The following is a 21,468-nucleotide window of genomic DNA, read 5'->3' on the forward strand; positions in this document are numbered from 1 at the left end:
TTCGGGGGACCCAAGCGGAGTCTGACGCTATGTCTAGGGCGGCTTGGGTCCCCCGCATAAAGCGGGGGATGACGGAATTGTTGAGCTGAAGAAGCGCTCGCAGGCCCGGGTCAACTCACCGTCCGCGCTCCCTAGGCCCGCACCACCCCATGCAGCGCCTTCAGCGTCTTCAGCAGGCCGGCCGCCCCGTCCAGCGGCAGGCAGCTGGGGCCGTCGCACAGGGCCTTGTCGGGTTCGGGGTGGAACTCCAGGAACACCGCGTCGGCGCCCGCCGCCACGGCGGCCTTGGCGATGATCGGCACGCCCTCGCGGCGGCCGCCGGTCGAGCCGCCGTTGGTGCGCGGGTCGGCGCCGGGCAACTGCACGGCGTGAGTGGCGTCGATCGACACCGGCACGCCCAGGGCCTGCATCTGGCCGATCCCCAGCATGTCGACCACCAGGTTGTTGTAGCCGAACGAGGCCCCGCGCTCGCACAGGATGATCTCGACGCCGGGCGCCGCCTCGCGGGCCTTGCTGATGATGTTCTTGCAGTCCCACGGGGCCAGGAACTGGGCCTTCTTGACGTGCAGGCAGCCGCCGGCCGCCTGGGCGGCGCGGGCGGCGGCGACCACTAGGTCGGTCTGGCGGCACAGGAAGGCGGGGATCTGCACCAGCTCGGCGACGGCGGCCACGGGCTCCGCCTGCTCCACCTCGTGGATGTCGGTGGCGATCGGCACGTTCAGCACCCGCTTGATCTCGGCCAGCATGGCCAGGCCGTCCTTCAGACCGGGGCCGCGATAGCTGGTGATCGACGAGCGGTTGGCCTTGTCGAAGCTGGCCTTGAACACGAACGGCAGGCCCAGCTGGGTGGTGATCGCCTGAAGCTCGCGCCCGACGGTCAGCGCCAGGTCCAGGCTCTCCAGCACGTTCACGCCGGCGATCACGGCCAGGGGCTGGCCCGCGCCGATCGACAGATTCCACGACTTCAGATGAACGACGGACATGAGGGACTCCCGGAGAGGCTAGAGCGTGCGCCCCGACTTAAACGCCGGGCCCCGCCTAGGCCAGCATCATCGGCGGCAATCCCGCCGCCAGGGCGTCGATCGCGGCCCGCACGCGCAGGGGCAGGTGGGGGCTCCGGGGCCAGAGCAGGTGGGTGTCGAACACCAGGCCGAGCTGGTGGGCCAGCACCCGTTCCAGCCGGCCCGCCGCGACGTGCTCACGCACCAGCCAGCACGGCAGCCAGGCCAGGCCCAGGCCGGCGACGGCCGCGTCGGTGATCGCCTCGAGGTCGTCGAAGCGGACGCGGTTGGCCGGGGCGACCTCGCGGTCCGGCCCGCCGGGCGTCGGGAACAGCCAGCGCCGCGCGCGGTCGCCGCGGCCGTAGACCACCGCCCGATGGCCTGCGATGTCGTCCAGGGCCTCGGGGCGGCCGTGGGCGTCCAGATAGGCCGGGGCGGCGCAGACCGTCATCCGCTGGCCCGACACCCGCCGCCCCATCAGCCCGGCGTTGTCGGGCAGGGCGCCGTTGCGGACCGCCAGGTCGTAGCCGTCCTCGACCAGGTCGGCGGGGCGGTCGCTGAACGACAGGTCCAGCTCCAGCGCCGGATGCCGCCGCAGCAGGTCCAGCAGGACCGGGGCGACGCAATGGCGGCCGAAGATCACCGGCGCGGTGATCCGCAGGCGGCCCGACGGCTCGGCCCGGCCGGACTCCAGCGCCGCCTCGGCGGCTTCCAGCTCGGCCAGGGCCCGCACGCAGCGCTCGTAGAACATCTGGCCGTCGTCGGTCAGGCTCTGGCTGCGGGTGGTGCGGTGGAACAGGCGCACGCCCAGCCGCGCCTCCAGTCGGGCGATGGTCTTGCCCACCGCCGACCGCGACAGCCCCAGGCGGCTGGCGGCCGGGGCGAAGCCGCCGGCCTCGACCGCCTCGACGAAAGCCTCGACCCCGCTCAACCGCTCGCTCATGACGCCGCTCCATTGGTTCCTAATACTCTACAGTGATGAGACAAATGGCCGCCACCGTAGATTTCATGGGCCACTAGTGTGCGCCTCCTCCGAGCCTCCGGGCTCCCATGTCGAGGAAGAGCGCAATGGCCAAGCTGATGAAACGTTGGACCCTGAGCGGCTATGGCCGTGACCACCTGGCGCTGGAGGAGGCCTCGGTCCCGACGCCAGGCCCCGGCGAGGTGCTGGTCAAGGTGGCCGCGCTGTCCCTGAACTACCGCGACAAGATGGTGATCGAGAGCGGCATGGGCATGGACCTGGCCTTCCCGTTCACGCCGGTCTCGGACCTGGCCGGGACGGTCGAAGCGGTCGGGCCGGGCGTCACGCGGTTCCAGGGCGGCGAGCGGGTGATCTCGACCTTCATCCCCCACTGGATCGACGGGGCGGCGTTCGGCTCGGCGGCCGAGCCCGGCTACCCCACCCTGGGCGGCAAGTTCCCGGGCGTGGCGGCGGAATATGTCGTGCTGTCGGAGCAGGTGCTGACGCCGTCGCCGACCAGCCTGACCGACGCCGAGGCCAGCACTTTGCCGGTCGCCGGCCTGACCGCCTGGTTCTCGCTGATCGAAGAGGGGCGCCTGGCGCCCGGCCAGACCGTGGTCGCCCAGGGCACCGGCGGGGTGTCGCTGTTCGGCGTGCAGATCGCCAAGGCGGCGGGCGCGCGGGCGATCGTCACCTCGGGCGACGACGACAAGCTGGCCCGCGCCCTGGCCCTGGGCGCCGACCACGGCGTCAACCGGCTGAAGACCGACTGGGCCCAGGCGGTGATCGACCTGACCGGCGGGCGCGGCGCCGAGCACATCCTGGAGGTGGCCGGCGGCGCCAATTTCGACCGCTCGATCACTGCGTCCGCGGTGCGCGGCCAGATCGCGGTGATCGGCCTGCTGGATGGGGCGGAACTGAAGGGCACGGTGTTTCCGCTGCTGCTCAAGCAGCTGTCGGTGCGCGGCGTCCTGGTCGGCCACCGGCGGGCGCTGGAGGACTTCGTCCGCTTCGTCGACCAGCACGGCCTCAAGCCGGTGATCGACCGCGAATACGCCCTGGCCGACCTGCCGGCGGCGCTGGACCACCTGGATCGCGGGCCGTTCGGCAAGATCGTGGTGCGGGTGTGAGGGAAGGGGACACACACTCACTCGCGAAGCCCCGCCAGGAATGGCGCCGGCCGTGGGGTGAGTGTGTGTCCCCGATTTCATCCGCGAAGGGTGAAGAGAAAGCGGCGCGGGAGAGGGGCTCCCGCGCCAAGTGCGCTTCACCTAGTCGACGCGCCATCGCGGCGCGCCGCGTCCGCCTGAACGTCGGCTTCGAAGAAGTGGGACGCGTGCAAGTCACGTCCCGAGGCTCGACTTTCACGCGTACGCCCCTGGTCAACTTGAGCCTTACCCACGCTCGCCAAAGGGTTGACGAGCGTGGCGTCCGAACGGCGCTCCCCCGCGGCTCGGACAGCTCCAGCTGAAACTGGAGTTTTAGAATTTCTAGTATGATCGTGGCGGCGTCAACGGCCGGCGCCTAAATTCCCGGCGCCGCCCCGCGCCCTCTGGACTTCGCCGCCGCGTCGTGCAGGTTTGGCTTCAAACAACCGTTCAAACTCAAGAACAGGGGTGGAAGCGCCATGGCCGCCATTAACGCCGTTACAGATCTCTCCGTCGAAGGCGACATCGGCGTCGTCACGCTCAACTCGCCGCCGGTCAACGCGCTGTCGGCGGCCGTGCGCGAGGGGCTGAAAGGCGCCTTCGAGGCGGCGATCGCCGACCCGGCGGTCAAGGCGATCGTGCTGATCTGCGAGGGCAAGACCTTCATCGCCGGCGCCGACATCACCGAGTTCGGCAAGGCCATGACCGGTCCGTCCCTGCAGGACGTCCAGAACACCATCGAGAACTCGCCCAAGCCCGTCGTGGCCGCGATCCATGGCACGGTGCTGGGCGGCGGGCTGGAGGTGGCGCTGGTCGCCCACTTCCGCGTCGCCGTGCCCTCGGCCAAGGCCGGGCTGCCGGAAGTCAATATCGGCCTGCTGCCGGGAGCCGGCGGCACCCAGCGCCTTCCGCGCGTCGTGGGCGTCGAGAAGGCGCTGGAGATGGTCACCACCGGCCAGCACGTGCCGGCCAAGGCGGCGCTCGCGATGGGCCTGTTCGACTCGATCGTCGAGGAGGACGCCCTGCGCGACGGGGCCATCGCCTTCGCCCGCGTGGTGCTGGCCGAGGACAAGCCGCTGACCCGCATCCGCGACCAGAACGCCAAGGTCGAGGCCGCGCGCGGCAAGCCCGAGATCTTCAGCGAATTCCGAGCGGCCAACGCCCGCAAGTTCCGCGGCTTCCTGGCTCCCGAGAACAATATCAAGTGCATCGAGGCGGCGGTGAACCTGCCCTTCGACGAGGGGCTGAAGGAAGAGCGCAAGCTGTTCATGGAGCTGATGACCGGCAGCCAGTCGGCCGCCCAGCGCCACGTGTTCTTCGCCGAGCGCCAGGCCGCCAAGATCCCCGACGTGCCGGACGACACCGCCATCATTCCGGTCAGGAAGGTCGGGGTGATCGGGGCCGGCACCATGGGCGGCGGCATCTCGATGAACTTCCTCAACGCCGGCATCCCGGTGACGATCATCGAGGCCAAGCAGGAGAACCTCGACCGCGGCGTCGGGGTGATCCGCAAGAACTACGAGAACACCGCCAAGAAGGGGCGCCTGACCCAGGACGACGTCGAAAAGCGCATGGCGCTGCTGACGCCCTCGATGCACCTGGAGGACCTGGCCGACTGCGACCTGATCATCGAGGCCGTGTTCGAGCTGATGGAGATCAAGCAGGAGGTGTTCGGCAAGCTGGACAAGATCGCCAAGCCCGGCGCGATCCTGGCCTCCAACACCTCGTATCTCGACATCGACGTGATCGCCGCCTCGACCAGCCGGCCCGAGAGCGTCATCGGCCTGCACTTCTTCTCGCCGGCCAACGTGATGCGCCTGCTGGAGATCGTGCGCGGGGCCAAGACCGACAAGTCGGTGATCGCCACCTCCATGCAGATCGGCAAGAAGATCGGCAAGGTCGCGGTGCTGGTCGGCAACTGCCACGGCTTCGTCGGCAACCGCATGCTGGCCCAGCGCCAGCGCGAGGCCCAGAAGCTGATCCTGGAAGGAGCCATGCCCTGGGACGTCGACCGCGTGCTCTACGATTTCGGCCTGCCGATGGGGCCGTTCGCCATGAGCGACCTGGCCGGCCTCGACATCGGCTGGGACCCGGCCAAGACCAGCTCGTCCACCGTGCGCGAAGTGCTGTGCGAGATGGACCGCCGCGGCCAGAAGAACGGCAAGGGTTTCTACGACTACGACGAGAACCGCGTCGCCAAGCCCTCGGCCGAGGTCGAGAAGGTGATTCTCGACTTCGCCGAGAAGCGCCAGATCCAGCGCCGCGAGATCAGCGACCAGGAGATCCTGGAGCGCTGCCTGTATCCGATGGTCAACGAGGGGGCCAAGATCCTCGAGGAGGGCAAGGCCATCCGGGCCTCGGACATCGATACGGTCTGGATCAACGGCTACGGCTGGCCGGTCTATTCGGGCGGTCCGATGTTCTGGGGCGAACTGGTCGGCCTGGACAAGGTGCTGGCGGGGATGAAGGCGTTCCAGGAAAAGCTCGGCGACGACTTCAAGCCGTCGGCCCTGCTGGAGCGGTTGGTGGCTGAGGGCAAGGGGTTCAAGGATGCTTAGGCATCCGGAAAGCTGCTGGGGACAGGCACATGTGCCTGTCCCCGTCCCGCGAAGGACACCTGATCGAAAGCTTCCGCGCCTTCCGTTGTCATCCCGGGCGTAGCGAAGCGAAGACCCGGGACCCAGGGGCGGTGCGCACGGCCCCTGGGTCCCGGACAGCCTCTGCGAGGCTTCCGGGATGACAACTGTTTTTGTGATGCGGACTTAATGCCATGACCTCGATCCAATCCATGATGACCGTCGACTACGGCGTGATGGGCGACATCCTGCGGCTGCGGGCCCGGGAAAATCCCGACCACCCCGCCGTGATCATGGAAACCGGCGAGGCCGTGACCTACGCCCAGTTCGACGCCCTGGCCGACCGCGTCGCCGCCGCGTTGCAGCGCGACGGGATCAAGCCGGGCGAGGCCGTGGCCGTCTGCGCCCTGTCGTCGATCCCCTATGCGGCCCTGTTCCTCGGCGCCCTGCGGGCCGGGGTCGCGGTCGCGCCGCTGGCCCCGTCCTCGACGCCCGAGGCTATCGCCGGCATGGTCGCCGACTGCGGCGCGCGGCTGTTCTTCATGGACGCCGGGGTGGCCGAGGCCCAGACGTCGGCCCCGATCGCCGTGCGCTACATCGCTCTGGATGGGGCGGCGTTCGGCGACGCCTTCGACGCCTGGCTGGCCCCGGAGGGCGCCACGCCCGCGCCGGTGACGATCGCCGCCGAGGCCCCGTTCAACATCATCTATTCCAGCGGCACGACCGGCGCGCCCAAGGGCATCGTCCAGTCGCACGGCATGCGCTGGAAGCACGTGTTCCGCGGCGACGCCGTCGGCTACGGCGCCGAGGCCGTCACCCTGCTGTCGACCCCGCTCTATTCCAACACCACCCTGGTCTGCTTCTTCCCCACCCTGGCGGGCGGCGGCACGGTGGTGCTGATGAAGAAGTTCGACGCCGGCAAGTACCTGCAGCTGGCCCAGCAACACCGCATGACCCACACCATGCTGGTGCCGGTGCAGTACCGCCGGCTGATGGACCGTCCCGACTTCGGCGACTTCGACCTGTCGTCCACCCACCTGAAGCTCTGCACCAGCGCTCCGTTCGCCGCCGAACTGAAGGCCCAGGTGCTGCAGCGCTGGCCCGGCGGGCTGGTCGAGTATTTCGGCATGACCGAGGGCGGCGGCACCTGCATCCTGATGGCCCACGAGCACCCGGACAAGCTGCACACCGTCGGCCGCCCCGCGCCCGGCCACGACATCCGGCTGATCGACGAGGACGGCGTCCAGGTCGGCCCCGGGGTGATCGGCGAGATCGTCGGCCGCTCGGAAGGCATGATGAACGGCTATCACGGCCAGCCGGGCAAGACCGCCGAGGCCACCTGGGTCTCGCCCGAGGGCTGGAACTTCATCCGCACCGGCGACGTCGGCCGGTTCGACGAAGACGGCTTCCTGACGCTGATGGACCGCAAGAAGGACATGATCATCAGCGGCGGCTTCAACATCTATCCCAGCGACCTGGAGGCCGAGATCGTCAAGCACGAGGACGTCGCCGAGGCCGCAGTGGTCGGGGTGCCGTCCGACGCCTGGGGCGAGACGCCGGTGGCCTTCGTGGCGCTCAAGGCTTCGGGACGTATTGACGCGGAGGGGTTGCGCGCCTGGGTCAATGCACGCCTGGGCAAGACCCAGCGCCTGGCCGACCTGCGCCTGATGGAATCCCTGCCCCGCAGCCATATCGGCAAGGTCCTGAAGCGCGAACTGCGTGACGGCTGGTCCGCTTCTGCCTAGCGGAAAGATTCCGACCCCAAAAATGCCGCGACGGCGCGCCGCATGCACGCCCCGCGAGTCACTCGATACGGTTGCTTAACCATAAGGTGATGCCCTGTGCAGAGCCGGATCCTCGGAAGCGCCGTCCCGATGCAACCTCAGCCCAAAGCCGCGCCGTCGTTGGAAGCCCACAAGCGCGACAAGCTCGTCGCCCGGGGCGTCCCCCAGGATTTCGCCGCCGTCGAGCACCTGCTGCGACAAGGTCTGGCGCCGGGTCTCGACAGCCGCCTGGCCGAGCGCTTCGACCGTCCCACCGCCGTCCGCGCCGTCTCGACCCGGGTCGCCGCCCTGGCCGCCGCCCTGGCCGTCTCGGGCGCGCGTCGCGGCGGGGTCTGCATCGTTCCCGCCCTGGCCTGCGCCGCCACCCTGGAAGGCATCGCCGCCGCCGGCCTCAAGCCCTGGCTGGTCGACGTCGACCCCTACAGCTGGATGTTCGATCCGGCCCACCTGCGCGAGCGCCTGGGCGAGGCCCCGCCGCCGATCGAGGCCATCGTCCCCACCTGCGCCTTCGGCCGCGCGCCAGACATGGCCGCCTGGGCCGCCTTCCACGCCGAGACCGGCCTGCCGATCGTCGTCGACGCCTGCGAGGGCTTCGACGTGGTGATGGACGCCCCGGTTCCCGTGGTCGTCGGCCTGCCCGGCGGACGCGGAGTGTTCGTGGCCTGTGAGGACGCCGATTTCATCGCCCGCCTTGATGCGCCCGCCTTCGTCGGCGAGGCGGGGCTCGACGCCTGGTCGGGCCAGCGCCTGCGCCTGGCCACCGCCGCCCAGCGCCTGCGCATGCTGCTGCTGGGCGCCTCGATCCGCTTCCAGCCGGGCTGGGGGATGAGCTGGGTGTCCGACGCCTGGGTCGTCAGCCTGGCCGAGGGCGCGGCGCCGGCCGTGGCCGCCAAGCTGGCCGCCGAGGGCTACGTGACCAACCCCGTGGGCCCGGGGCACTCGGCCCGCGACGAGATGCCGGTGGCCGACCGCCTGGCCAAGTCGGTGCTGAGCCTGCCGTTCCATGCCGGCCTGGGGATCACGGAACTGGACGAGCTGGCGGACGCGGTGCGGCGGGCGCTGTAGACCTTCAAGCCCTACAAAACGCCGTCATCCCCCGCTTTATGCGGGGGACCCAAGCGGCGTTTCCGATGATTGCCGGTCAGCTCGGCTTGGGTCCCCCGAACAAGTCGGGGGATGACGGCCTTTAGTGATCTGCGAGCTAGTGCGCCGCCGCCACGTAGGCGTCGATCCCCGCCACCCGCCGGGCCTTCTCCGCCGCGTCGAGGAACGACCCCGTGAAGCTGTTCTTGGCCAGGGTCACCAGTTCGTCGCGGGTCAGGTCCAGCGCCTGCGCCGTCTGCAGGTAGTTCTCCAGCAGGTAGCCGCCGAAATAGGCCGGGTCGTCGGAATTGACCGTCGCCTTCAGGCCCAAGGCCAGCATGCGCTTCAGCGGATGATGCTTGAGGTCGCTGACCCCGCACAGCTTGAGGTTCGACAGCGGGCACACGGTCAGGGTCGTGTGGTCCTGCACCAGCCGCGCGGTCAGGCAGTCGTCCTCCAGCGCCCGGTTGCCGTGGTCGATGCGGTCGACATTGATCAGGTCGACCGCCTCCCAGACATAGGCCGGCGGGCCTTCCTCGCCGGCGTGGGCGACGACCTTGAGGCCCAGGTCGCGGGCCGCCTGCAGCACGCGGGCGAACTTGGCGGGCGGATGGCCGACCTCCGAGGAGTCGAGGCCGACCCCGGCGATCTTGTCCAGATAGGGCTTGGCCTGTTCCAGGGTGGCGAAGGCGGCGGCCTCGTCCAGGTGGCGCAGGAAGCAGAGGATCAGCTTGGAGCTGACGCCCAGGGTGGCCTCGGCCTCTTCCATGCCCGCCGTCAGCCCGTCGATCACCGTGCCGAACGCCACGCCGCGGTCGGTGTGGGTCTGGGGATCGAAGAAGATCTCGGCGTGGGTCCCGCCGTCGGCGGCCAGGCGGTGGAAATAGGCCAGGGCCAGGTCCTTGAAGTCGGCCGCCGTCAGCAGCACGCCCGCGCCCTGGTAATAGATGTCCAGGAAGTCCTGCAGGTTGGAGAAGTCATAGGCGGCGCGAATCTCGTCCACCGTCTTGAACGGCAGGACGACGCCGTTGCGGGCGGCCAGCTCGAACATCAGCTCGGGCTCGAGGCTGCCCTCGATGTGCATGTGCAGCTCGGCCTTGGGCAGGCCGCGGACGAAGGTTTCAAGCGCGAGATCGGTCATGGGAATGTGATCGGTCCGACGGGGCGCGGGGTCAAGGCTGAACGCTGTTGAGGAGGTCCCGCTTGTTCGCACGCTCAAGCCGTGGGACGTGTGGGACATGGGCTTTCGCATATCTTGGATCGGCTTCAACGGCCTCGACCGGCAGGAATGTCTTGCTCGACTCCACATGAGGGAGACGCAAGAGATCGACGAGGCGCAGGAGGAACCGTTCTCGCTGGCTCAACTGCCGAACAACTGGATCGTCCTGTTCGCCAACGACTTTGAATACGTGTCCGACAAGCGCTTGGCTGAACTGTCCACCGGGGCGACGGTAATCGGTTGCCGCGTCCACGAGGGTGTCATGTACAGCGACGTGGCGCTGTACAATGCAGGGCGCAAGATGTGGTCGGTCTCTCACTATGCGGGTGATGGCGCGCTTGATCTGAAGATCGAAGGTCAGCCCCCCGCGGAGGTGCTGACTCTCCGCGACACCTTGCTGGCAAAGCAAAGGTCAGCCGGCGCCGCATCCGAAGTCGATTACGTATTCGATGTGCCGGTCGAGGCGGCCCAACTCGTCACCAGCTACCGTTATGACCGGTGGAAGTTCGATTGGGGCGAGCCGATCTTCCATGTCTTGAAGGCCGAGCCGTCGGGGCGGTAGGCCCCGACCAGCGGCGATCAGGCGTACAGCGCCGCCGTCAGGTCAGTCGGGAACTGGCCGTTCATGCCCTCGGCGGCGGTGTTGGTCAGGGCCACGACGGTCAGGTCGCGCGACGGATCGACAAACCAGTTGTGGCCGTAGACCCCGCCCCAGGTCCACACGCCGGCCGGCTGGCGGGAATTGGCGGCGGTGGGGTCGACCAGCACCGCGCCGCCGAGCCCGAAGCCCCAGCCGGGGCCCATGATCACCGGCAGGTCGCCGGTCTGGTTGGCCAGCATCGCCCGGGTGGTCTCGGGGCTGACGATGCGGCGGCCGCCGTCGCGGATGGCCTCTAGGAAGGTCAGGATGTCGTCGGCCGCGCCCGCCATGCCGCCGCCGCCCGAGGGGAAGGCGGCGGCGTCGAAGATTCGTTCGGGCGAGAAGCTGATGCCGGCCAGGTCGAAGAACGGCAGCAGGTGCGGCTCGGCCATCGGCGCGGGCGGCTTGCCGTCGACATAGGCCTTGGCCAGCCGGGTGCGGTCGGTGACGTGGAAGGCGGTGTCGGACAGGCCCAGCGGTCCGGTCACCGTCTCGGCGACGACCTGGGGCAGGGTCTTGCCGGTGGCCCGCTGCATCGCCGCGCCCAGCACGTCGATCGCCACCGAATAGCCCCAGCCCTGGCCCGGCGGATAGGCCAGGCCGGCGGCGGCGATGCGCGCCAGGTTGTCGTCCAGGTCCAGGACCTTGCGGTCCAGGCCGTCGGACACCCCGGCGCGGTGGTGGGGGCCGTCGGCCGGCTGCAGGAAGCCGTAGGCCAGGCCGGCGGTGTGGGTCAGCAGGTGGCGCAAGGTGATGGCCGGGACCGCGCCGTCCGGCAGGGCCGGGGTGAAGTCCGGCAGCCAGCGGGTGACCGGCGCGTTCAGGTCCAGGACGCCGCGCTCGGCCAGGGCCAGGGCGGCGGCGCTGACGATCGGCTTGGTCACCGACGACAGCCGGAAGATGGCGTCCTCGGTCATCGCCCGTCCCGTCTCGCGGTCGGCCAGGCCGGCGGCGCGGCGGTAGACGGTCTGGCCGCCCTGGGCGATCAGCACCACGGCGCCGACGATGCGCTGGTCGGCCAGGGCGCGGTCGATGGAGTCGTCGATGCGGGCGGGGTCGATAGGGGACGACGTCATGCAGGCCTCCGGGGAAATCGCTGTTCGGCGACCGCGCCGACTGTTTCCAGATAGGGACCGCCTCGCGGGATGTAAGCGTCGCCGCCTCTTCTGGTCGACGCGTCGGCGGATTAGAAGATCGCCGATGAGCTCCGCGGACCTTCCCCTCGCGCCCGACGCCGATCCGGCCCCCGAAGACGCCGGGCCGGCGATCAGCTTCGCCGACGCCAACGCCGCGGCGATGTACGGCCGCGACTACCGCAAGACCCTGGCCCTGGACGACAGCTTCAAGCGCCTGGACGCCCAGGACCGCCTGGCCGCCGCGCGGCGGGCCCTGTCGGCCCAGGAGGTGGCGGTGATGGACATGGCCGCCGGCCGGGGCCATGCGCTGCCGGAGATCGTCGCCCGGACGGGGCGGACGATGGCGTTTATCGAGGGATTGTTCCTGGGGGCGTGCGCCAAGCTGGCGCGGCACTACGAGACGGCGGATCTGGGCCCGGAACGGCTGACCTAGGTCGCAAGCCGGGGACAGGCGCATGCGCCTGTCCCCATCCGCGTCCCTCAGGCTCAGACCGGCGGCGGCGGGTCGCCGGGCAGGGGGATGAACTCGTCGTGGTCGAGGTCGGGCAGTTTCATGCGGCCGGCCCGCCAGTCGGCCTTGGCCTGCTCGATGCGGTCCTTGGACGAGTGGACGAAGTTCCATTCGATGAAGCGCGGGCCGATCGGCTCGCCGCCCAGCAGCATGACGGTCGAGGGCTCCAGGGCCTCGAAGACCACGGTCTCGCCCGGCGCGAACACCGCCATCTGGCCGGCGTGCAGGGTCTGGCCGCCAACCTCGACCTTGCCGGCGGCGACATAGGCGGCGCGCTCGGGATATTCGGCCGGCAGCCCGGCCTTGGTCCCGGCCGCCAGCTCCCAGTGCACGTAGAACAGCGGCGAGAACACCGGCACCTTGGCCTCGACGCCGAACGCCTTGCCGGCCACCAGCGTGGCCTTCAGCCCGCCCTTGTCCTCGAAGCTGGGCAGTTCGTCGCGGCCATGGTGCGAGAACAGCGGGTCGATCTCTTCCTTGTCTTCCGGCAGGGCCACCCAGGCCTGGATGCCGTGCAGCGTCCCGCCGTCGCGGCGCAGGGTCTCGAAGCGTTCGGAATGGGTGATGCCGCTGCCGGCCGTCATCCAGTTGACCTCGCCGGGGCGGATGTCGATTTCCGAGCCGAGGCTGTCGCGGTGGGTGATCTCGCCCTCGAACAGGTAGCTCAGGGTCGACAGCCCGATGTGCGGGTGGGGCCGCACATCGACATTGCGCGGGAAGCCGGGCGCGAAGCTGGCCGGGCCCATGTGGTCGAAGAAGGTGAAGGGGCCCACCATCCGGCGGCTGTGGAACGGCAGCACGCGGCCCACCTCGAACCCGCCGAGATCCTTGCGGCGCTGGTCGATGACGAGGTCGATCATGGGGAGGGCTCCGGTGAGGTGGAGCCGGTAGTGTGAAGGGAGCGAGGTGGGGATTCTAGAAGAAATTGGCTCTACGGATCCTTCTCCCCTTGCGGGAGAAGGTGGCGGCCGTAGGCCGACGGATGAGGGGGCGCGCAAACGAAAAACGCCGCGACTGGCCTTTCGGCTGTCGCGGCGTTCGATGTCTTTCAACCCCTCATCCGACCGCTTCGCGGCCACCTTCTCCCGCAAGGGAGAAGGAAAAGGAGGACTACCCCAGCGGGCTCACATACGGGCTGACCAGCCCCAGCGGCACGGCCGTGGAGTTCTTGACCCCGCGGATGACGATTCGGCTCTCGATGTTGGACACCAGACCCAGCGACAGCAGCTTGTCGCGCAGGAATTCGTCGAAGGCGCGCATGTCGCGGGTGACGATGCGCAGCTCGTAGTCGGCGGCGCCGGTGACGGTGGCGCACTGCACCACCTCGGCCCACTTGGCGACGGCCTGCTCGAAGGTGTCGAGGTTTTCCTTGGTCGGCAGCGACAGCTTGGCGGTGCAATAGACCTCGAAGCCCAGGCCCAGTTTCTCGCGGTCGAGGATGGTCACGCGGCGCTGGATGACGCCCGCGTCCTCGAGCCTTTTGATCCGTCGCCAGCACGGGCTGGACGACAGTCCGACCCGCTCCGCGATCTCCGCGACAGACAGTCCGGCGTCGTGTTGGATGAGATCGAGGATCTTGGCATCCACGGCGTCGAGTTGTTCGGACAAGAATTCCTCCCCCAGAGGGTGTTTAGTGCGTTGATCGTGCGCAAAGCGGCCATGAACCGGGCACGCCTTGGGCAAACAATTTCCCCGTTTCTATAAGATATTGCTGTGCGGGCAGGAAGACCCGGGAGGAATTTTTTTGCTATGCGGCACTCGGAAGTCACGCTTGACGACAAATATCTGCTCGAAGATGGCCGCGCCTTCATCACCGGCGTGCAGGCGCTGATCCGCGTTCTGCTCGATCGCAAGCGTCTCGACACCCGCGCCGGACTCAATACCGCCGGCTTCCTGTCCGGCTATCGCGGCTCGCCCCTGGGCGGGCTGGACCAGCAGGCGGCGCGCATGAGCAAGCTGCTCACCGCCCACGACGTGGTCTTCAAGGAAGGCCTCAACGAGGACCTGGCCGCCACCGCCGTCTGGGGCAGCCAGCAGGCCAACCTGTTCCCCGGCGCCACCCATGATGGCGTGTTCGGCATGTGGTACGGCAAGGCGCCCGGCGTCGACCGCACCGGCGACGTCTTCAAGCACGCCAATTTCGCCGGCAGCTTCCCGACCGGCGGCGTGCTGGCGGTGGCCGGCGACGACCACGCCTGCAAGAGCTCGACCCTGCCGTCGCAGTCGGAGTTCGCCTTCCAGGACTTCGAGATGCCGGTGCTGTCGCCGGCCGACGTGCAGGAGGTGCTCGACTACGGCCTGCTGGGCCTTTCGATGTCGCGCTTCAGTGGCCTGTGGACCGGCATGATCGCCCTGGCCGACACCATGGACTCCGGCGTGACCATCGACGTCTCGCTGGACCGCCACAAGATCGTCATCCCCGAGAACTTCCCCATGCCGCCCGGCGGCCTGGGCATCCGGCTGAAGGACCAGCCGATGGAGAAGGAGCGTCGCCTCCGTCTCCACAAGCTGCCCGCCGCCCTGGCCTTCGCCCGCGCCAACGGCATCGACCGGGTGGTGCTGGGCGCCCACTCGGTGCGGGTCGGCAAGGCCCGCCTGGGCATCGTCTGCCAGGGCCAAGCCTACAAGGACGTGCTGGAAGCCTTCACCGCCATGGGCATGAGCCTGGAGGAGGCCGCCGACCTGGGCGTCTCGATCTACAAGGTCGGCATGCCCTGGCCGCTGGAGCCCCTGGGCATGCGGGCCTTCGCCGCCGGCCTCGAGACCTTGATGGTCATCGAGCACAAGCGCGGGCTGATCGAACCCCAGGCGCGCGCCGCCCTCTACGACCTGCCGGCCCACGCCCGGCCGCGAATCATCGGCAAGCAGGACGAGCACGGCCATCCGCTGCTGTCGGAGCTGGGCTCGCTGTCGGTGGCCGAAATCGCCCTGGCGATCTACGACCGCCTGCCGGAGGGGCCGCACATGGAGCGGGCCCAGGCCTATCTGAACCGCGTCTCGGCGGCCGGCGTCGCCGCCGTCAGCCTGGCCGCCGACCAGGCCCGCAAGCCGTTCTTCTGCGCGGGCTGCCCGCACAACACCTCGACCAAGCTGCCCGAGGGCAGCCGCGCCCTGGCCGGCATCGGCTGCCACTACATGGCCAGCTTCAACGACCCCTCGACCGACCTCAACACCCACATGGGCGGCGAGGGCCTGACCTGGGTGGGCGCGGCGCCGTTCACCACCGAGAAGCACGTCTTCCAGAACCTGGGCGACGGCACCTACAACCACTCCGGCTCGCTGGCCATCCGCGCGGCGATCGCGGCCGGGGCCAACATCACCTACAAGCTGCTGTTCAACGACGCGGTGGCCATGACCGGCGGCCAGCGGGCCGAGAGCGGCTTCACCCCGGCCCAGATCACCCGGCAGTTGGCGTCTGAAGGCGTCACCCGGACGGTGATCGTCGTCGACGAGCTGGAACGCTACGCCGACGTCAAGGATTTGGCCCCCGGCGTCGAGGTCTTCCCGCGCGCCGAGCTGATGAGCGTGCAGAAGATGCTGCGCGACACCCCCGGCACGACGGTGCTGCTCTACGACCAGACCTGCGCCACCGAGAAGCGCCGTCGCCGCAAGCGCGGCGCCATGCCCAAGGCCACCAAGCGGGTGTTCATCAACCCGCTGGTCTGCGAGGGCTGCGGCGACTGCTCGATCAAGTCCAACTGCGTGTCGGTGGAGCCGCTGAACACCGAGTTCGGCCGCAAGCGCAAGATCAACCAGTCGACCTGCAACCAGGACTACAGCTGCGTCGACGGCTTCTGTCCGTCGTTCATCACCCTGGAAGGAGCCGAGGGCGCCCAGGCCAAGAAGGTCCCGGCCCTGACCGCCGATTCGACGCCGCTGCCGGTGTTCGACGACTTCCACGGCGTGCGGAAGATCCTGTTCACCGGGGTCGGCGGCACCGGCGTGACCACCGTGGCCTCGATCCTGGCCATGGCCGCCCATGTCGACGGCCGGGCCGGCAGCGTGGTCGACATGACCGGCCTGGCCCAGAAGGGCGGGGCGGTGTTCAGCCACGTCAAGATCGGCGAGACCGAGGAGACCGTGGTCGGCGGCCGGGTGCCGGCCGCCAGCGCCGACGTGCTGATCGCCTGCGACATGCTGGTGGCGGCCTCGCCGGAGGGCCTGTCGCTCTACGCCAAGGACCGCACCGCCGCGTTCGGCAACAGCGACTTCGCCCCCACCGCCGACTTCGTCACCAGCCGCGACATCCGCTTCGACAGCGGGGCCATGGCCCGGCGGATCAAGGGCGCGACCAGGTCGTTCGATTCCTGCCCGGCCCAGCACCTGGCCGAGAGCCAGTTCGGCGACGCCATCTTCGCCAACATGATCATGGTCGGCTTCGCCTGGCAGCGCGGGGTGATCCCGCTGTCCAGCCGCGCGGTCTACCGGGCCATCAAGCTGAACGGCGTCGACTACGAGTCCAACCTGGCCGCCTTCGAGCTGGGCCGCCGCGTCGCCCACGACCCGGCCTCGGCCGGTCCGCGCGACGCCGACGTGCCGACGCCCGAGACCCTGCCGCTGGCCGAGCTGATCGCCAGGCGCACCGCCGACCTCGTCGCCTACCAGAACGAGGCCTACGCCAAGCGGTACGCGGCCAGGATCGAGAAGATCGCCCTGGCCGAGGCGGCGGCCGGCGGCGGGGAGGCCCTGACCCGCGCCGCGGCGGTCAACCTCTACAAGCTGATGGCCTACAAGGACGAGTACGAGGTCGCCCGTCTGTACACGGACGGCCGGTTCGCGGCCGAGCTGGCCGGGACCTTCAAGGGCGGCAAGGCCAAGGTCTGGCTGGCCCCGCCGATCCTCTCCCCCAAGGACAAGGACGGCCACCCGCGCAAGATGGCGTTCGGCGGCTGGATGCTCGACTACGCCTTCCCACTGATGGCCCGGATGAAGGGCCTGCGCGGCGGGCCGTTCGACGTGTTCGGCGGCACCGAAGAGCGGAAGATGGAGCGCGGCCTGATCGCCGACTACGAGGTCACCCTCGACCGCCTGGCCGGCGGCCTGACCCCCGAGCGCCTGCCCCTGGCGGCCCGCATCGCGGCGGTCCCGCAGGCCATCCGCGGCTACGGCCACGTCAAGGACGCCTCGGTGGTCACCGCCAAGGCCGACGCGGCGACGCTGTGGTCGCAGTGGGAGGGGTAGGCGAGCCCTCGCCCGGCGTCGCTCCTAGGGCGCGGCGTCGAGCGGGGCCAGCACCTCGTAGGCCTTGAGCAGGGTCGGCCAATCGAACATGGCGACGATCCGGCCATCGGTGATCGGCGTCTTGTCCTCGGCTTTGTCGGGCGCCTCGAAGGTCGTGGCGAGCTTGAGGATGGCGGCTTTGCCGCCGGCCGTCACGTCGCCCTGGACCTGGCAATCCTTCAGCACGCCTGCGTCGCCGACCGCGCAATTGAGCACCGAGACGCCGGTTGTCTGGCCGCTAGCCCGCAGGATCGGCGCGCTGACGTCGACGTCGGACTTGGTCTTCCAATAGAATTCGTGCGCCAGACAGAGCGCCTCGGGCTTGTCCGTCTTTGGGCAAGGAAAGCTGCCTGACTTCGACATCCTGGATGACGGCAAGGTTGTGATCAGCATCGCCGGCTGGCCGGCGGCGTAGGTGCGTAACGGCGGCGCGGCTTCTCCGGGTGGGCCCTGGAAGATGATCGGGATGTGGACATACCCGCCTTCGGCCGTCGCGCCGCTTTTGGTCTTGGGCGCGAAGCGGAAATAGGCTTCCGTCATTTTCACCGCAGCCGGGCCAAACCCAAGACCGACTGGCGCCTCCAGCGCGATCTTGCAGGCCTCCACCCGGCCGCTAGCGGCCACGCGGCATGACAGGACGGCCCAGCCACCCTTCTGTTGTGACCGCGCGCTCGATGGGTAGAGAGCGGCGAATTCCCGAGCGTTCGGTTTGCGTAGCCAGATGGCGTCGTTGATCAGTCGTTGCGGTTCACGCGCCAGCGCGCCGTTCGGGGCCGTGAGCAGAACCAGTGCGCCCAGCAGCGGGCCAAGCCTTAGCGTTTTACGCATTCCCACCACTTTTTGCCGTCGTCGGTGCAACCTTAGCTGTACGGGGCGAAAACGGAAGCTGCCGGTTGCGACGTCGCCGCGGACTGGCGCGCCTTCGCCTTCGTGATAGGCTCGGGGCATGAACAAGCCGGTCCATCCAGCCCCGGTCGCCGTGACCCTTTCGCCCGAAGACGCCTTCGACCTTCAGACACGGGTCGAACGTGGCGAATTCTCGTCGCTGGAGGAGGCCGTCGCCGCCGAGCTGGCGGAACTCAACTATCGACGCGCCGCCGAGATCATGGGCGGGGGCGACAAGCTCGAGAGCTTTCTCGATGAGCTTGAAGCCGAGACGGTCAATCCGGAAGACTGCGTCGATGCGGAGACGTTCTTCGCGGAGATGCTGACGGACCTCAAGGCGCGCGCCGAGGCCGCGGGGGAGTGAGCCGAAAACTCGTCGTGACGCCGCGCGCGGTGCGCGACCTGAACGGCATCCGCGATCACATCGCGGCCGACAGCCCGCGGGCGGCCGAACGGTTCGTGTCAGCCTTGCGGGCCGATCTGGACAAGCTCGTTCCCTTTCCCTTCATGGCCCAGGCGGTCGGTAGTCATCCGCGCTTTCGTCGGCTTCCCTATGGGGCCTATGTCATCTTCTATGAGGTGACCGACAGTGAGGTTTTGATCCGCGCGGTCGAGTATTCGGCGACCCTGAAATGACCCAAGCCTTCGATTTCGACGCCGTCGTGGTGGGCGCCGGCGCCGTGGGCCTGGCCTGCGGTTACGCCCTGAGCCAACGCGGCCTGGCCGTCGCCGTGCTGGAGAGCGAGGGCCATATCGGCCAGGGCGTGTCGTCGCGCAATTCCGAGGTGATCCACGGCGGGCTCTACTATCCGACCGGCTCGCTGAAGGCGCGGTTCTGCGTCACCGGACGGCGGCTGCTCTACGCGTTCCTCGACAAGCATCACGTCGACTACAAGAAGTGCGGCAAGCTGGTGGTGGCCACCGACGAGGCCGAGGTCGAGCGCCTGGAGGCGATCTTCGACCAGGCCCTGGCCAACGACGTCGAGGGCATGGAGCGCCTGACCGGCGCCCAGGCCCGGGCGCTGGAGCCGGGCCTCAACGTCCACGCCGCCCTGCTGTCGCCGGAGAGCGGGGTGTTCGCCAGCCACGACTACATGCTGGCCCTCCAGGGCGAGGTCGAGGCGGCCGGCGGGGCGGTGGTGGTCCATACGCCGTTCGAGGGCGCGGCGCCCCTGGCCGGCGGCGGCTTCACCGTGCGGATCGGCGGGGCCGAGGCCGCGACCCTGACCTGCCGGCTGCTGGTCGCCGCGCCGGGCCTGTCGGCCCAGGCCGTGGCGGCGCGCATCGAGGGCTTTCCGAAGGACCAGATCCCGCAAGGCCACTTCGGCAAGGGCGTCTATTTCCGCCTGGCGGCCAAGGCGCCGTTCCAGCGGCTGATCTATCCGCCGCCGATCCACGGGGCCCTGGGCACCCACTACCGCAACGACCTGGGCGGCCAGGCGGTGTTCGGCCCCGACCTGGAATACGTCCCGGCCCCCGACTATTCGGTCGACCCGGCCAAGGCCGCCGCCTTCGCCGCCTATATCCGCAAGTTCTGGCCGGCCGTGCCGGAAGACCTGCTGGTGCCCGACTACGCCGGAGTGCGGCCCAAGCTGCACGGCCCGGACGAGCCACAGCCTGACTTCCAGCTGCGCGGCGCCGACACCCATGGCCTGGAGGGGCTGATGGCGCTGTTCGGCATCGAGAGCCCCGGCCTGACCAGTTCGCTGGCCATCGGCGAAGAGGTCGCGCGGCGGTTGGCCTGACGTCGCGCTTGACTCATTCGTAAGCTATGACTTACCGTAAGTCATGACTTACGAAAACTCCGCCTTCGCCGCCCTGGCCGATCCTACCCGCCGCGCCGTGTTCGAGCGCCTGGCGCGCGGCCCCGCCTCGGTCGGCCAGGTCGCCGAGGGGCTGCCGGTCAGCCGGCCCGCCGTCTCGCAACATCTGAAGGTCCTGAAGGCCGCCGGTCTGGTCGATGACCACGCCGAGGGCGCGCGCCGCGTCTATCGCCTGGACCCGCGCGGCATCGGGGCCCTGCGCGACTGGCTGGACCAGCACTGGGCCCGCGCCCTGGACGCCTTTCAAACCTATGCCGACAGCCTGGAGGACGACCTCGAATGACCATCGCCCCGCTCGTTCGCACCGTGACGGTGAAGACCACGCCGGCCCGCGCCTTCGCGCTGTTCACCGGCCGCATGGGCCAGTGGTGGCCCAAGGGCAAGACGGTCGGCGCCCAGCCGCATGTCGACATCGTCATCGAGCCCCGTCCTGACGGGCGGTGGTTCGAGCGCGACGCCGACGGCGCGGAAACCCTGTGGGGCAAGGTCCTGGCCTGGGAGCCGCCGGGGCGCGTGCTGCTGGCCTGGCAGTTGAACGCTCAATGGACCTACGACCCCGACCTGGTCACCGAGCTGGAGCTGACCTTCGCGGCCCGACCGGAGGGTGGGACCCAGGTCATCCTGGAGCACCGGAACCTGGAGCGGTTGGGCGATTCCGCCGCGCTTCTGGCCGAGCAGTTGGGCAATGGCTGGCCCGGCCGGCTGCGCGATTTCGCCGACCTGGCTGATACGGCCGACTGAACCTTCGACAGGAGAGCGTGTGATGACGAGCTTCGTGGTGCATGGCGTTCCCGGCAGCCCCTATGTGCGGGCCACCCTGTTGGGGCTGGAGGAGAAGGGCCTGCCCTACCGGCTGGCCGCCCTGGCCTATGGCGAACACAAGGGCGAGGCCCATCGCCAGCGCCATCCGTTCGGGCGCATCCCGGTGCTCGACCACGGCGACCTGCGGCTCTACGAGACCCAGGCGATCCTGCGCTACCTGGACCGCATCGCGCCGTCGCCGCCCCTGACTCCCGCCGATCCGGTGGCCGAGGCGCGGATGAACCAGCTGATCGGCATTTGCGACTGGTACGTGATCAAGGACGTCAGCGCCGGGATCACCTTCCATCGCGTGGTGGCCCCGCGGTTCGGGCTGCCGGTCGACGAGGCGGCGGTGGCGCAGGCGATCCCCGGGGCGCGGACCTGCGTCGGCGAGATCGCCCGGCTGTTGGGCGACGCGCCGTTCCTGACCGGCCAGGCCCTCAGCCTGGCCGACCTGATGCTGGCGCCCCACCTGGCCTGGCTGGCGGTCACCGACGAGGGGCGTCAGATGCTGGGACCCCATCCGGCGCTCGCCGCCTGGATCGACCGGATGAACGCTCGACCCAGCATGATCCTCACCACCTGGGAGAGGCTGGCCGAGTCGGCCGCCGCCTGACCGGCGGATCGCCGCCCCTGCCACCAACTTCAGCTTCGCGCGTTGCAATCCTGGCTTTTCAGGA

General features: G+C 69.3%; 20 protein-coding genes. 13 read left to right on the forward strand and 7 right to left on the reverse strand.

Going from position 1 to position 21,468, the window contains the following annotated elements:
- Window positions 1-131: 131 nt before the first annotated feature.
- Together kdsA and PMI01_RS08440 are read right to left on the reverse strand one after the other, a co-directional pair.
- Window positions 132-983 (reverse strand): 3-deoxy-8-phosphooctulonate synthase, encoded by an 852-nt coding sequence (kdsA, locus tag PMI01_RS08435; RefSeq protein ID WP_007666782.1) that lies wholly within the window; start codon window positions 981-983, stop codon window positions 132-134.
- 55 nt (window positions 984-1,038) lie between these two features.
- Entirely contained in the window at window positions 1,039-1,944 is a 906-nt protein-coding gene (locus PMI01_RS08440) for a LysR family transcriptional regulator (protein WP_007666784.1), read from the reverse strand.
- 125 nt (window positions 1,945-2,069) lie between these two features.
- Between PMI01_RS08440 and PMI01_RS08445 the strand changes: the two genes are divergently transcribed.
- The 4 genes from PMI01_RS08445 to PMI01_RS08460 all read left to right on the forward strand — a co-directional run bounded on the left by PMI01_RS08445 (window position 2,070) and on the right by PMI01_RS08460 (window position 8,535).
- Window positions 2,070-3,092, forward strand: coding sequence for a zinc-dependent alcohol dehydrogenase family protein (locus PMI01_RS08445; RefSeq protein ID WP_007666787.1), 1,023 nt, complete (start codon window positions 2,070-2,072; stop codon window positions 3,090-3,092).
- A gap of 497 nt (window positions 3,093-3,589) precedes the next feature.
- Window positions 3,590-5,668, forward strand: a complete 2,079-nt coding sequence (locus tag PMI01_RS08450) for a 3-hydroxyacyl-CoA dehydrogenase NAD-binding domain-containing protein (protein ID WP_007666788.1) — start codon at window positions 3,590-3,592, stop codon at window positions 5,666-5,668.
- Between the two features lie 230 nt (window positions 5,669-5,898).
- Window positions 5,899-7,431: a class I adenylate-forming enzyme family protein gene (locus tag PMI01_RS08455; protein WP_035035407.1), complete on the forward strand. Its 1,533-nt coding sequence runs from the start codon at window positions 5,899-5,901 to the stop codon at window positions 7,429-7,431.
- Between the two features lie 129 nt (window positions 7,432-7,560).
- Window positions 7,561-8,535 carry a DegT/DnrJ/EryC1/StrS family aminotransferase gene (locus PMI01_RS08460; protein WP_035035395.1) on the forward strand — a complete coding sequence of 325 codons (975 nt, stop codon included), beginning with the start codon at window positions 7,561-7,563 and terminating at the stop codon, window positions 8,533-8,535.
- A gap of 136 nt (window positions 8,536-8,671) precedes the next feature.
- Here PMI01_RS08460 and PMI01_RS08465 read toward each other — a convergent pair whose 3' ends face one another.
- Complete coding sequence (locus PMI01_RS08465; protein ID WP_007666791.1) at window positions 8,672-9,694, reverse strand: adenosine deaminase; 1,023 nt, start codon at window positions 9,692-9,694, stop codon at window positions 8,672-8,674.
- Between the two features lie 97 nt (window positions 9,695-9,791).
- On the opposite strand from PMI01_RS08465, the gene PMI01_RS08470 reads away from it, so the two are divergent.
- Window positions 9,792-10,334, forward strand: a complete 543-nt coding sequence (locus PMI01_RS08470; protein ID WP_007666799.1) for a hypothetical protein — start codon at window positions 9,792-9,794, stop codon at window positions 10,332-10,334.
- Window positions 10,335-10,351: 17 nt separating this feature from the next.
- On the opposite strand, the gene PMI01_RS08475 is transcribed toward PMI01_RS08470, so the two are convergent.
- Window positions 10,352-11,488 carry a serine hydrolase domain-containing protein gene (locus tag PMI01_RS08475; RefSeq protein WP_007666801.1) on the reverse strand — a complete coding sequence of 379 codons (1,137 nt, stop codon included), beginning with the start codon at window positions 11,486-11,488 and terminating at the stop codon, window positions 10,352-10,354.
- A 124-nt stretch (window positions 11,489-11,612) separates the two neighbouring features.
- Between PMI01_RS08475 and PMI01_RS08480 the strand changes: the two genes are divergently transcribed.
- On the forward strand, window positions 11,613-11,981 hold the full coding sequence (locus PMI01_RS08480; protein WP_007666803.1) for a hypothetical protein: 369 nt from the start codon (window positions 11,613-11,615) through the stop codon (window positions 11,979-11,981).
- 53 nt (window positions 11,982-12,034) lie between these two features.
- On the opposite strand, the gene PMI01_RS08485 is transcribed toward PMI01_RS08480, so the two are convergent.
- Both PMI01_RS08485 and PMI01_RS08490 read right to left on the reverse strand, forming a co-directional pair.
- Window positions 12,035-12,919, reverse strand: coding sequence for a pirin family protein (locus PMI01_RS08485; RefSeq protein ID WP_007666805.1), 885 nt, complete (start codon window positions 12,917-12,919; stop codon window positions 12,035-12,037).
- Window positions 12,920-13,169: 250 nt separating this feature from the next.
- Window positions 13,170-13,667, reverse strand: coding sequence for an Lrp/AsnC family transcriptional regulator (locus PMI01_RS08490; RefSeq protein WP_007666807.1), 498 nt, complete (start codon window positions 13,665-13,667; stop codon window positions 13,170-13,172).
- Window positions 13,668-13,808: 141 nt separating this feature from the next.
- On the opposite strand from PMI01_RS08490, the gene PMI01_RS08495 reads away from it, so the two are divergent.
- Window positions 13,809-17,240 carry an indolepyruvate ferredoxin oxidoreductase family protein gene (locus PMI01_RS08495; RefSeq protein ID WP_007666809.1) on the forward strand — a complete coding sequence of 1,144 codons (3,432 nt, stop codon included), beginning with the start codon at window positions 13,809-13,811 and terminating at the stop codon, window positions 17,238-17,240.
- Between the two features lie 24 nt (window positions 17,241-17,264).
- Here the strand turns inward: PMI01_RS08495 and PMI01_RS26405 are convergent, their stop codons facing one another.
- Window positions 17,265-18,227, reverse strand: coding sequence for an energy transducer TonB family protein (locus PMI01_RS26405; RefSeq protein ID WP_081497650.1), 963 nt, complete (start codon window positions 18,225-18,227; stop codon window positions 17,265-17,267).
- Between the two features lie 31 nt (window positions 18,228-18,258).
- Between PMI01_RS26405 and PMI01_RS08505 the strand changes: the two genes are divergently transcribed.
- From PMI01_RS08505 to PMI01_RS08530, 6 genes are read left to right on the forward strand one after another with little or no spacing between them, the layout of a single operon-like run.
- Complete coding sequence (locus tag PMI01_RS08505; protein ID WP_238537026.1) at window positions 18,259-18,528, forward strand: hypothetical protein; 270 nt, start codon at window positions 18,259-18,261, stop codon at window positions 18,526-18,528.
- A complete protein-coding gene (locus tag PMI01_RS08510) occupies window positions 18,525-18,800 on the forward strand; it encodes a type II toxin-antitoxin system RelE/ParE family toxin (protein ID WP_007666815.1) in 276 nt (91 codons plus the stop codon). The genes PMI01_RS08505 and PMI01_RS08510 overlap by 4 nt, the downstream gene beginning before the upstream one ends.
- A complete protein-coding gene (locus PMI01_RS08515; RefSeq protein WP_007666817.1) occupies window positions 18,797-19,909 on the forward strand; it encodes an NAD(P)/FAD-dependent oxidoreductase in 1,113 nt (370 codons plus the stop codon). The genes PMI01_RS08510 and PMI01_RS08515 overlap by 4 nt, the downstream gene beginning before the upstream one ends.
- 43 nt (window positions 19,910-19,952) lie before the next feature.
- Window positions 19,953-20,270, forward strand: a complete 318-nt coding sequence (locus tag PMI01_RS08520; protein WP_007666819.1) for an ArsR/SmtB family transcription factor — start codon at window positions 19,953-19,955, stop codon at window positions 20,268-20,270.
- On the forward strand, window positions 20,267-20,728 hold the full coding sequence (locus PMI01_RS08525) for an SRPBCC family protein (RefSeq protein ID WP_007666820.1): 462 nt from the start codon (window positions 20,267-20,269) through the stop codon (window positions 20,726-20,728). Before PMI01_RS08520 ends, PMI01_RS08525 begins: the two co-directional genes overlap by 4 nt.
- Before the next feature lie 22 nt (window positions 20,729-20,750).
- On the forward strand, window positions 20,751-21,404 hold the full coding sequence (locus PMI01_RS08530) for a glutathione S-transferase family protein (protein WP_007666822.1): 654 nt from the start codon (window positions 20,751-20,753) through the stop codon (window positions 21,402-21,404).
- Window positions 21,405-21,468 lie beyond the last annotated feature (64 nt).

The sequence above is a fragment of the Caulobacter sp. AP07 genome, assembly GCF_000281955.1.
GTDB lineage: Bacteria > Pseudomonadota > Alphaproteobacteria > Caulobacterales > Caulobacteraceae > Caulobacter.